Annotated in this window: 15 protein-coding genes and 1 tRNA gene; 6 read left to right on the top strand and 10 right to left on the bottom strand. The window is 64.7% G+C overall.

Features of this window, described 5'->3' with window-relative positions; translation table 11 throughout:
* Window positions 1–151: 151 nt before the first annotated feature.
* Genes E1295_RS15880 through E1295_RS15865 form a run of 4 tightly spaced genes read right to left on the bottom strand, consistent with a single transcriptional unit; the run spans window position 152 to window position 2,809 of the window.
* On the bottom strand, window positions 152–484 hold the full coding sequence (locus tag E1295_RS15880) for a hypothetical protein (RefSeq protein WP_132631040.1): 333 nt from the start codon (window positions 482–484) through the stop codon (window positions 152–154).
* 16 nt (window positions 485–500) lie between these two features.
* Window positions 501–1,139 (bottom strand): DUF2637 domain-containing protein, encoded by a 639-nt coding sequence (locus E1295_RS15875; RefSeq protein WP_132631039.1) that lies wholly within the window; start codon window positions 1,137–1,139, stop codon window positions 501–503.
* 19 nt (window positions 1,140–1,158) lie between these two features.
* Window positions 1,159–2,487, bottom strand: a complete 1,329-nt coding sequence (locus E1295_RS15870; RefSeq protein ID WP_246080066.1) for an FtsK/SpoIIIE domain-containing protein — start codon at window positions 2,485–2,487, stop codon at window positions 1,159–1,161.
* On the bottom strand, window positions 2,480–2,809 hold the full coding sequence (locus E1295_RS15865; RefSeq protein ID WP_166427248.1) for an SCO3933 family regulatory protein: 330 nt from the start codon (window positions 2,807–2,809) through the stop codon (window positions 2,480–2,482). The genes E1295_RS15870 and E1295_RS15865 overlap by 8 nt, the downstream gene beginning before the upstream one ends.
* A gap of 110 nt (window positions 2,810–2,919) precedes the next feature.
* On the opposite strand from E1295_RS15865, the gene E1295_RS15860 reads away from it, so the two are divergent.
* Entirely contained in the window at window positions 2,920–3,297 is a 378-nt protein-coding gene (locus E1295_RS15860; protein ID WP_132631038.1) for a GntR family transcriptional regulator, read from the top strand.
* Here the strand turns inward: E1295_RS15860 and E1295_RS15855 are convergent.
* Together E1295_RS15855 and E1295_RS15850 are read right to left on the bottom strand one after the other, a co-directional pair.
* Entirely contained in the window at window positions 3,257–3,448 is a 192-nt protein-coding gene (locus E1295_RS15855; protein ID WP_132631037.1) for a hypothetical protein, read from the bottom strand. The two genes, E1295_RS15860 and E1295_RS15855, sit on opposite strands and share 41 nt — an antisense overlap.
* Window positions 3,445–3,660, bottom strand: a complete 216-nt coding sequence (locus E1295_RS15850; RefSeq protein ID WP_132631036.1) for a hypothetical protein — start codon at window positions 3,658–3,660, stop codon at window positions 3,445–3,447. The genes E1295_RS15855 and E1295_RS15850 overlap by 4 nt, the downstream gene beginning before the upstream one ends.
* 152 nt (window positions 3,661–3,812) lie before the next feature.
* On the opposite strand from E1295_RS15850, the gene E1295_RS15845 reads away from it, so the two are divergent.
* Both E1295_RS15845 and E1295_RS15840 read left to right on the top strand, forming a co-directional pair.
* A complete protein-coding gene (locus E1295_RS15845) occupies window positions 3,813–4,553 on the top strand; it encodes a helix-turn-helix domain-containing protein (protein ID WP_132631035.1) in 741 nt (246 codons plus the stop codon).
* Window positions 4,554–4,555: 2 nt separating this feature from the next.
* Window positions 4,556–5,032 (top strand): NUDIX hydrolase, encoded by a 477-nt coding sequence (locus E1295_RS15840; RefSeq protein WP_132631046.1) that lies wholly within the window; start codon window positions 4,556–4,558, stop codon window positions 5,030–5,032.
* On the opposite strand, the gene E1295_RS15835 is transcribed toward E1295_RS15840, so the two are convergent.
* The 3 genes from E1295_RS15835 to E1295_RS15825 form a co-directional block, all read right to left on the bottom strand.
* Window positions 5,000–5,566 carry an HD domain-containing protein gene (locus E1295_RS15835; protein WP_342775877.1) on the bottom strand — a complete coding sequence of 189 codons (567 nt, stop codon included), beginning with the start codon at window positions 5,564–5,566 and terminating at the stop codon, window positions 5,000–5,002. The two genes, E1295_RS15840 and E1295_RS15835, sit on opposite strands and share 33 nt — an antisense overlap.
* Window positions 5,567–5,650: 84 nt before the next feature.
* Entirely contained in the window at window positions 5,651–6,121 is a 471-nt protein-coding gene (locus E1295_RS15830) for a GntR family transcriptional regulator (RefSeq protein WP_132631033.1), read from the bottom strand.
* Window positions 6,105–6,458 (bottom strand): hypothetical protein, encoded by a 354-nt coding sequence (locus tag E1295_RS15825; RefSeq protein WP_132631032.1) that lies wholly within the window; start codon window positions 6,456–6,458, stop codon window positions 6,105–6,107. The genes E1295_RS15830 and E1295_RS15825 overlap by 17 nt, the downstream gene beginning before the upstream one ends.
* 154 nt (window positions 6,459–6,612) lie before the next feature.
* Here E1295_RS15825 and E1295_RS15820 point away from each other — a divergent pair, with 154 nt between their 5' ends.
* The 3 genes from E1295_RS15820 (at window position 6,613) to E1295_RS15810 (ending at window position 9,846) form a co-directional block, all read left to right on the top strand.
* Window positions 6,613–7,341 carry an XRE family transcriptional regulator gene (locus E1295_RS15820; RefSeq protein WP_181957998.1) on the top strand — a complete coding sequence of 243 codons (729 nt, stop codon included), beginning with the start codon at window positions 6,613–6,615 and terminating at the stop codon, window positions 7,339–7,341.
* A 260-nt stretch (window positions 7,342–7,601) separates the two neighbouring features.
* Entirely contained in the window at window positions 7,602–9,353 is a 1,752-nt protein-coding gene (locus E1295_RS15815; RefSeq protein WP_132631031.1) for an ATP-dependent nuclease, read from the top strand.
* Window positions 9,354–9,779: 426 nt separating this feature from the next.
* Window positions 9,780–9,846 (top strand) — tRNA-Phe (locus E1295_RS15810).
* Window positions 9,847–9,927: 81 nt separating this feature from the next.
* Here the strand turns inward: E1295_RS15810 and E1295_RS15805 are convergent.
* Window positions 9,928–10,560: a HEPN domain-containing protein gene (locus E1295_RS15805; RefSeq protein WP_132631030.1), complete on the bottom strand. Its 633-nt coding sequence runs from the start codon at window positions 10,558–10,560 to the stop codon at window positions 9,928–9,930.
* Window positions 10,561–10,581: the final 21 nt, after the last annotated feature.

The raw sequence follows: 10,581 nt of genomic DNA, 5'->3' as shown, positions 1-10,581 counted from the left end.
GTCAGGTAGACGCGCCAGTGGTGGGGGTGGGCGCGGTCGGGGTAGACGCGGGAGACGGCGTGGACAGTGAAGTAGAGGCGTAGCTGGAACAGGGCGTCAACGATTTCTGCTCGGGTGCCGTCGATGCGGATGCGCATGGCTGTTCTCCTGGTCAGGTGGCGTCGGGCTGGATGCAGCCGCGGTAACTGTTCTCGGCGTCGTGGCGAGCGCGAGCGGTGGCGAGGACGGCGACGGCTCGGTACTCGACCGGGCCGAACAGGCGCGAGGTGGCGTAGTGGCCGTACGGGGAGTCCTCGTAGTCGATCTCGGAGCCGACGAGTGCGGCGATCTGGTCGATTTCGGCGCGTTGGTCGGCGTCGCTGTTCTGGTCGGGGAAGTGGTGGACGGTGACGCTGGAGGAGACGGGCACCTGCGGATGGGCTTCGAGGAAGGCGGCCAGGTCGAGCAGCCCGTTGATGAGGGCGCTGCGGTGGTTGTGGGTCATCGGTCGGGTTCTCCTTTCAGGCGGTTCGCAGGGTGCGCAGGAGGTCGGAAGCGAGTTGGTTGGATACGCCGAGGTGGGCGCGTAGGGCGTCGCGGGTGATGGGCTTGCCGTGTTTGGCGTGGTGGTCGTCGGCGACGCGGCGGGCGTAGTCAACGAGAGCCGGGGCGAGGGTGCCGTCCTGTTCGTCCTCGCTGGCTGGGACGAGTTCCGGGGTGGCGGACGATGCCACGACGGGTGAGGACGAGGCAGCCGGGCCCTCGGACGGTTCGGCAGGGCTGTGGGTGGCGCGGCGTTCCAGCATCGAGACGGCGATGAGGAATGCGGCGGCCGGGGTGGCGGCGGTGATCCAGCCCCACACGGTCGGATCGGCTTGGGCGAGGTTGGCGGCCAGAGACAGGACGATGCCGCCCGCCAGGACGAGGACGGGCCAGGACAGTCGGCCCCGCCTGTTGCCGGTCTTCTTGTCGCGTTGGCGTTCGCGGGCGGCCATGACGCAGGTCAGGTCGATGCAGACGGCGACGGCCCAGGACATCCAGCCGGTCTGGCCGTGCTGGGTGGCGGTGTCGCGGATGTGGGTGAACGATCCGGCACCCGCGATGGCGGCCAGGACGAGGACCGGGCCGGTGTCGAGCAGTCGGCAGGCGAAGCGTCGCATCGTTCCTCCCTTCATGAGTTCAGGCGGTGACGGGCTGAGGTAGGTGGGCGGTGATCTCGTCCCAGGACGGTGTGAGGTGGGCGTGGGTGCGGGCGGCGTGTTCGGCCGTGGCTTCGGTGACGTAGAAGGAGCGGGCCCGATACCACTGGCCGTCCTGTCCGGCGACGATCGCGACACCCGGTGTCTCGGCAGGAATGGCGCGAGCCGAGACCAGGGCGGCCGGGTCGAGGTCGCCGAGGGTCATGGTGGCGGTCTCGGGGTCGTTGACGCGGTGGCAGATCCGGCCGGAGCACTGGGCGCGGAGAGCGGTGACGCCGGGCCCGAGGTCGGAGCCGATCCGCTGGCCGCAGCAGAACAGGTAGATGCCGAACGCCCGCCCGAGCTGCGCGACCCGCAGGAGTGCGGTGGAGGTTTTGGCGATCTCGTCTTTCTCGGACTTGTCGGCCATCAGGTACAGCTCGGCCAGCTCGTCGACCAGGACCACGATCGGGACCGGCCGGACGCCGGGCGGGAGTTGCCAGATGTTGCGGGCGCCAGCCTGGCGGCACAGCCCCATCCGGTCGATCATCAATCCGACCAGGTCACACAGGAGACTGACGGACTCGGCGCGGGAAGTGGCCAGGGCCGACAGGCGGGGTGCGTACGGCGTGAATTCGACGCCGCCTTTGAGGTCGAAGCCGACCAGCGCCACCGGCTGCGGCGCGAGGCCGACAATCAAGGCGTTGGCGAGGTTCGACTTGCCGGACTGGGTTGCCCCGGCGTTGAGCCAGTGCGGCACCGTGCAGAAGTCGATCACCCAGGGTTGTCCGGTCTCCAGCCGTCCCACGGTGACCTTGAGCAGGTCAGACGAGGGCGGGAGGTGGTCGACGGTGACGAGCGGGTCGCGCATGGTGGCCATGAGGACGACGCGGCCGGGCCGGGGTGAGGAGACGCGTACGGCGTGCACGCCCCAGGAGTGGGCGAGGCGTTCGGCGGCGTCGGCGTAGTCGCCGGGGGTCTGGCCTTCGAGGGTGTGCAGGGTGACGCGCCAGCCGTGCCGGGTCGGCAGGGGCAGCCACATGAACGGTTTGGTGTCGACGGCGACCCGTTGGAAGCGGCGACGGACCTTGACCAGGCCGGTGGAGGCGATCGCTCCGGGGACGGTGGTGAACCACCAGCGTTGCCGCTTCTTGGTCAGCCCGCAACCGAGTGCCACCCGCCGCCAGGACGCTCGTACGGACAGGGCGACCAGCGGGAAGCCGACCGCCAGCCAGAATGAGCGGTAGTGGTAGCGGCGCCAGGCCCACAGCCCGGCCGCGACAGCGACCAGGACTGCGGGGACTGCGAGCATTTCGAGCGCGTCACGCATCGGCGGCCTCCCGGACGGGGAGCAGGGCGTTGGCGCGGTAGGCGATGCCCCACCGGCCGGCGATCTCCCAGACGTAGCCGAGCAGGCCGACGACGTTGACCTGGTCGCCGACGGTGATGGGTGGTTCGCCGGTGATGCCGATCTTGACGAGTTCGATGCGGCCGAACTCGTCCTCAACCGAGACGGTGACTTCGTAGACGGTGTTGCCGTTCTTGTCGGTCTTGATCTCGCCGGTGTCGCGGTTGAGCACCCTCGGGCGTGGGGCTTTGACGCAGGTGATGGCGAGCTTGCTGACATCCACGGGGATCGGGACGGAACGCATGGGCGGTGACCTCCTCTTTCATTGTGAGCAACATAGTTAACCTAGTTGGCTCGGTTGTCAATGTTCCCTCGGTTGGCCAGGTCGAACATTCGTGGTGAGATAGAAGGGCGATGGTCAAAAACACCGGACGCCCCGGCTACCTCCAGATCGCCGACGACCTGCGCGCGCAGATCCGCGGCGGCTCCCTCGGGCCCGGAACCCCGCTGCCGTCCACCACCCGGCTCGCCGAGCAGTACGACGCCTCTTTGTCGGTGGTGAAACTCGCCGTCGGCGTCCTACGCACCGAGGGCCTGGTGATCGGCCAGCAAGGCAAAGGCGTGTTCGTCCGCGACACCACCGAGCAACCCCCGCCGGCCAGCGGCGGCGACACCGCGAGCGAGGTAGCCGAGCTGCGCGCCGCCGTACAAGACCTGTCGGCCCGGCTGGCCAAGGTCGAACAGCAGTTGGCTACGTCCACGACACGCCGCCCCGGGCGTAGCAGCCGGTGACCTTGCGGGCCAGCGACGCCGCCGCCCCGTCCGGCGCCTGACGCAGGCTGAGGCGCTTGTCCTCCCGGCGGATGCCGACCAGCACCGCCACGTACCCTGCGAGCAGGGCGACGCCGAGCACCCCGGCGACGATCAGCGGAATCGCGGTCATGACCAGGTCACCCCCGGCTGCGCCAGCCCGCGAGGGGTACGCGGAGGACGCCGGTCCTCCGAGCGTCGCCGGTTACGCCGGTTGCGGGCCCGCTCCTTGCGCGTCCACCGGTTGCGGGCCAGGCACTTGGAGCATCGGACCTGGCCGTGTCCCAGGGCGTTGCCGCACTCGCACGAGGGCGTCTCGCCCGGGATGGTGATCTCGTTGTTCATGGCTGCATCCCCTCCTTCGGTTGGTGCCGTTGTGGCGTTGTGCAACCGAGGATGCGACGCAACGTCAGGACGAGATCACTACACGACGGGACATGTTCAAGACGTCCGGCCTACGATGGCCAGGTCCCCGGACGTCCTTGGGAGCAGGTGGAATGGCGAACGAACGGCTACGCGCAGCCCTGCTGCAAAAAGGCGTGAGCGTCGCGGACCTGGCCGAAGCGATCGAGGTCGACCCCAAAACCGTCGAACGATGGATCACCAAGGGCCGCGAGCCGTACCGTAAACACCGCTTCGCCACCGCTTCCTACCTGGGCGTGGACGAGACCTACCTGTGGCCGCAAGCCCTCTCTCGCGAACAGGTCGTCGCCGCCTCCGAAAGCGAAGTCCTGGCGATCTACCCGCACCGCTGGGCCGTGCCCCGGGACGCGTGGGGACGTCTGTTCACAGCCGCGTCCGACGACATCGGCGTCCTGGTCTACAGCGGCCTTTTCCTCGCCGACGACGCCGCCATGGTCCGCCTGCTCGGAGAGAAAGCGAGGGCGGGGGTGCGGGTGCGGATCCTGCTAGGCGACCCCGACTGCGCCCAAGTCGCCCAGCGCGGAGCAGACGAAGGCGTCGGAGACAGCATGGCCGCACAAATCCGCAGCGCCCTGGTCTTCTACCGGCCATTGCTCGGCCTGGACCACTTCGAGATCCGGCTGCACCAAACGATCCTCTACAACTCGATCTACCAAGCCGACGACGACTACCTGGTCAACATGCACGTGTACGGCACCCGCGCCGGCAACGCCCCCATCCTCCACCTGCGCAGAGTGGCCGGCGGAGAGATGGTCACCACCTACGCCGACAGCTTCGAAAAGATCTGGGCCGGAGCCGTCCCCGTGGAGGCGTGACCGTGGCCAAACGCATCGACTTCTACGACGACCCCGACGCACCCGCCCCGAACAGCCTGGTCCCGTCCGTCAACGTCATCGTCACCAACCCGGCCGGCGACGTGCTGATGATCCGCCGGACCGACAACGACAACTGGGCCGCGCCCGGCGGAGCGATCGACCTGGGAGAGTCCATCCCGGAGGCGGCCGTCCGCGAGACGCTGGAGGAGACCGGGATCACGTGTGCGATCACCGGCCTGGTCGGCACCTACAGCGACCCCCGCCACGTCATCCTCTACACCAGCAACGGCGAGGCCCGCCAAGAGTTCTCTATCGTCCTGACCGCCCGCGCCACCGGCGGCCAGCCGACCCCGAGCGAGGAGTCCCGAGAAGTCCACTGGGTGCCCCGCGCCGAGGTCACGTCGCTGCCGATGGACCGGTCGATGCGGATGCGGATCGAGCACTACCTAGCCGGCGTCGGCCTGCCGCACATCGGATAGCGCGGCCTCCACCGACCGCACCGACGACACGATGCGCGGCGTCGCGTCGGTGATCGACCGGCTCACCACATGCTCAGGCCCGTACCGGGCGTGGATCTCGGCCAGCCGGTCGAGCACATCCAGGTGCCGGCCATCCGGATCGGTGGTCATGTCGCAGTACGTCAGCGCCCGCGCCAGGTCCGGCCGTTCCTGGTCGAACTCCTGGGCCAGCACGTCGAACAGGTCCCGCTGCCGAGCCTCGTTGTCCGCGCACGAGTGGTACGCGACCAGGCGGCACAACCGCTCATCCGCCCCGGCCACGTCACGCAGGTAACGGGCGCCGTCGAGCTGATGCATGCCAGTGTCGACCAGGTCCGGCGCGTACCCGATGTCATGCAACAGACAAGCCGCCAGCAACGTGTCAGCGTCCGCACCGAGAATCGAGGCCAGGGAGTCGGCCTGCTCGGCAACCCCCTGCGTGTGCGCCCACCGCCGGGGCAACGTCGTCGCCAGCAGGTCCTTGGCCAGGCCATATGCCCATTCGCTATGTCCCACGGGGCTCACGATAGGCATCCGGGACATAAGCGGAGCAGAGGGCAAGGCTGGACGTCCTGGGACGTCCTTCTTCACTGGCGTTCCCTACCGGACGAACCGCCCCCGGCCATGCTCCACCACCACAAGCCCTTCGACCTCCAGCACGGCCAGCGCCTGCCGCACAGTAGTCCGCGACACCCCGAACTGCCGCTGCAACTCCGCCTCACTGGGCAGCGCCGCACCGGGCACGAGCTCCCCGCACTCGATCTGCGCACGCAACCGCGCAGCGATCACCTGATACCGGTACGAGGCGGCCGGGCCGTCCCCGAGCACTATCCGCCCTTTGGACGGGACCGTGGTCAGCAAGCCCTCCTCCTCCAGGAGGGCCAGGCCCCGCCGTACCGTGTTCCGCGCCACCCCGAAAACCCGGCACAGCTCCGCCTCCGACGGCAGCACCTCACCCGGCGCGAACTCACCCGCCCGGATCCGCTCACGCAGCCGATCAGCGACCCGGGTATAGACCCGCCCACCGGTCAGCCACCGCCCCGTCGCCACCAGGTCAGCCGCGGTAGGCATCAAGCATCTTGTTCAAGTCGACGCTCAGGTCACCCTGCTCGCCCTCACGCCACCCCTTGCGCGCGGCCTGCTCGATCCGATCCACCGCAGGGGCCATCTGCAAGAACGAGACCCGCTCGTCTTGCTGATCGCCCCAGTAGAACCAGCAGAACGGCAGATGCACGAACACCCGCCGCATCCGGCACCGACTGTCGGTCACGTCCAAGGCCGGCCGCCCATCCTGCGTGATCACCAGCACATGCGTGACACCCCGCACGGCCAACTGCTCGCCCAACGCGACCAGCAGCCGCTCCGCGTAGATGCGTTGCTGCTCCCTGATGGACTTGCTCGTCTGCACCCTGTGCCTCCCTGACGTCCTCTTGCGGGTTCCTCGTGTGCGTCGAGGTTCGCCCCGCAGCCGGGGGCGGGAACACCACAACTTAGGGACGTCTAGGGACGTCTGATGCTAACGTCGCAGAGCAGGGTCGTTCTGCGAGAGGAGCAGACCGGTCATGAACAACAACCTCCGCTACGCACTGGCCGCCGCCCGGCTCAACACCACCGACGTCGCCGCCGCCCTCGCCGTCGACCCCAAAACCGTCACCCGATGGCTCAACGGCCGCATCCCCTACCCCCGCCACCGCTGGGCCGTCGCCGACCTCCTCCACGTCGACGAAGCCGACCTCTGGCCGGAAGCGACACCACGCCACCAAGCACTCGCCAACGGCATACACGCGATCTACCCCCACCGCTGGGCCGTCCCGCAGACCGTCTGGCGCAACCACTTCGACACAGCGCGCGAGGAGATCGACATCCTCGCCTACAGCGCCCTGTTCCTGGCCGAAGACGCGGCCATCCTCAACACCCTTACCAAGCGAGCCGAGGCCGGCATCAAGGTCCGCATCCTCCTGGGCGACCCCGAGGGGCCGGAAGTGGCCGTACGGGGGAACGACGAGGGGATCGGTGCCGAGGTGATGACAGCCAGGGTAAAGAACGCCCTGGTGCTGTACCGGCCACTTGCGAACGTCAACGGCGTCGAGGTCCGGCTGCATCGCACAGTCCTCTACAACTCCATCTACCGCGCCGACAACGAACTGCTCGTCAACGCCCACGCCTACGGCACACCAGCAGCCAACGCCCCCGTCATGCACCTCATCCACACTCACGACCAAGGGCCCGCAGCCACCTACATCACCAGCTTTAACCACATCTGGAACAACGCCCAGCCTCACGGCAAATAGCTCGAACCTCAACCGACACAGCTACGCTCCAAGGCTACGGTCCGGCTAGAAAGCAAATTCTCTCCACGTCATCAAGGGCAGCCCGCCTGCGGCGGCCTGCCGCGCTTCGGGCGGTCGCTGGCCGCGCTGCGGCTCTCCGGCCGGTCGCGGCCAGCACCGCCCGCGCGTAGCGAGACTCGTGAACCTTCGCACATAGGGCTTGCAGGCTTTACCATCGATGTAGTCCTACATGAGGTGTCTCGAATAAACTGGATAATGAAATGCTGAAGCAGATTACGCTCCACCACTTTAAGGCGTTTCAAAGAATCACAGTAAACTTCAAGGAGTCCAACTATTTAGTCGGGCCGAACGGCGCAGGAAAGAGTACTATTCTTTCGGCGCTCCGGCTTGCGGAGTCATGTTTGCGGATGGCAAAACGAAGTTCGGCGCGCATTACTGGCAAGCACAACGGCCTGTGGATTAACGTGGCCCATCAAGTTCCATCCAAAGACTTTGAATCACTCAATGAAAGTGTTAGACATGAATTTCATAACGAAGAATCATGCTTTGAACTTACTTGGGCGGCTGGTCACAGGCTGTGCGCAGTGTGGCCGGAAGCCGACGATCCTAACGAGCCGACTGTCCCATTTTTCTATTTGCAGCAGTCAAATGGCGTGATACTCCGTACACCCACTGAGGTCAGGCGACTTTATCCGGCTATCGGAATTGTGCCAACTCTGTCTCCTCTTGAGCATGAAGAGCAAATTCTGAATGACGACTATGTGCGTTCAAACTACTCCTCTCGTCTTAGTAGCCGTCATCTCAGAAATCAGCTTAGAATTCTGGATGAAGAAGGGCGTTGGGAAGAATTCATAGACTTCGCCGGTCCGTGGTTTGGTGGAATCCAACTACGCCGCCCAGTGTGTCACCGCTTCGGTGGCGGCAACGAATCCAGTATAGACGTTTTTTATGTCGAGCCCGGAAGCAGGAATGAGCGGGAAATCGTCTGGGCCGGCGACGGGGTGCAAATATGGGTTCAGCTTGTGCTGCATCTCTTTAGAGCACGCAGCCTGCCTACCCTGATTCTCGACGAACCGGAAGTGTTTCTCCATGCCGACCTCCAGCGTAGGCTCGTCAGGCTACTCAACGCGCTAGACACCCAGGTTGTGCTCGCTACCCATTCGAGCGAAGTGCTTGCTGAAGCCTCCAGGGCTTCGATTATTTGGGTCGATAAGTCGCGACGGCGCGCAATCAGGTCGCCGAAAGACGAGGAGCTGCCGGGCCTTGATGCGGCCCTCGGCAGCGCTTTCAATCTTGGATTGGCTCGTGCACTGAGAGCGCGGGGAGTGCTTTTCGTCGAAGGAAAGGATCTGAAGATTCTCAAGATCCTCGCTGGGCGGGTGGGAGCGACCCGCATGATCGAAGAGGTATCCCTAGCTGTCATTCCGATCAACGGTTACTCAAACTGGAACCATGTGGAGCCCTTCGCTTGGTTTGCTAAGGCATTCTTTCAAGACTCAGTACAATCTATGATTATCTTGGATAGGGACTACCGAACTGACGATCAGGTTGCGGACGTCGAGGCGCGACTGAGGAGTGCAGGGATCAAACCTCATGTTTGGCAGAGGAAAGAACTGGAAAGCTATTTACTGATCCCCAGCGTTATTTCCCGCCTTACGCAGTGCCCGGAGGATCGCATTAAGGCAGCAATAGACGAAGCGATGGAATCGATAAAATACGATGTTCACGCCAGCTTTCTCTATGATGCGCAGAAGGCGGAGCGGTCTAGCGATCGCCATGTTGTCAGTATCGCTCGTAAGTATATGCCGATCTTTGACAGGAATTGGCTCGATAGACCCTTTCGCCTCGCCTCTTGTCCCCCCAAAGAGGTATTGAGGAAGCTAAACACATATCTGCAGGGCAACCACTTTAAAGCGGTATCATTCGAGGCCATTGCCAAGTCGGTACAGGTAGACGAGATCCCCTCTGAAATGAGAAGGGTTTTATTTGAGATAGACGCCCTCGCGGATTAGTACTCCAGCCGCACTTCGAAGCTCGAGCTGGCCGAAGTCTCGAACATGAGATGGGCATCGCCGTTGCGAAGCTCCGACGATGGCCGCATGCTGGCACCGTTCTTCGGGCGGCGCGAGCCGCGGTTACGGGCACGGGCCTGCCTACTACTCCCGGGGCATGTCGAGATCTCGATCTGGTCGGGTGAGACGTGAGATAACGGCCGTCAGCTCTGCTTGGCACGAAGCGGTCGCCGGTCAAGGCCGTGACGATCGCTCACTTCGGCTATCGCCGACCGTGGCTGGGGCGATCGACGCCGTGGCCCTCCTTCGTCGGGTCACGGCACCGGGTGACTCTGGCTGAGGTCACAGCAGTGCTGACAGCAACGTCCCCACACACTGACACATTCGCGCCGCCGTCCACACATACCTGAGCACGGTCGCGATCAGCCGAGCAGGGTGATCGGTCCGCCTGAAAAGCGGAAGGTCGGCAGTTCGAGCTTGCCCCTGACCACCAGCTTTGCACAGCCGAGATGCCCCGGACGGATCACCGTTCGGGGCTTTCTGATGTCCGATCACAGCAACGCTGACAGCAACGTCACCAGTCGTATCGATACTCTTCGGCGAGTTCTTGGCGGAACCTGAAGTGCTCGGTGAGGCCCACGTCCGTACCGGTGAGGTAATTAGCCACGCCGTCCATCGCTTCATGAATCGTGCGCATGTCGAGCCTGTCTACCTTGTCGAAGGTGGGCAAGCCCTTGGTTGTGATCGGGTATCGGGCTTCCTGAGCCGTGGGGTCCAGCGCGTGAAGTTGGAGTATCAACCGTCTGACATGTTGGGTTGACTTGTCGTCATCGAAGGCGCCCACCTCATCAACCATGCACGCAGCTTTCTCCCACAGCTTGGCCAGATTGTGGGTACTGGGGACGTTGATCTCAACTCCGGTCCCGCGCTGTACCAGGTTGATCAGTGACTTGAGGCGGAGCTCAACGTAGTGCCTCCAGCACATAAGGAAGGGAAAGATGAGGGAGTCATGATTCAGGCCGCAGGTTCTGGCCTGATCAACAATCGCCTGTGCAGCGAGTCGGTAACCTTCCACGTATCCGAACCATGGATCCTCCGGCGATCGACGCCATGTCGGGTAGGCGACCATAGAGTCGTCCCCGACTGCCCGCAGGTCGCTCTTCGGGTTCGGCCAAGGTGTGATCCAGTCGGCTGTATCGAAGTCCACGAGCCTGAGTGTGGAGCAAAC

The organism is Nonomuraea mesophila, from assembly GCF_004352805.1.
Taxonomy (GTDB): Bacteria; Actinomycetota; Actinomycetes; order Streptosporangiales; family Streptosporangiaceae; genus Nonomuraea; species Nonomuraea longispora.
This window is presented reverse-complemented; position numbering and strand designations above follow the sequence as displayed.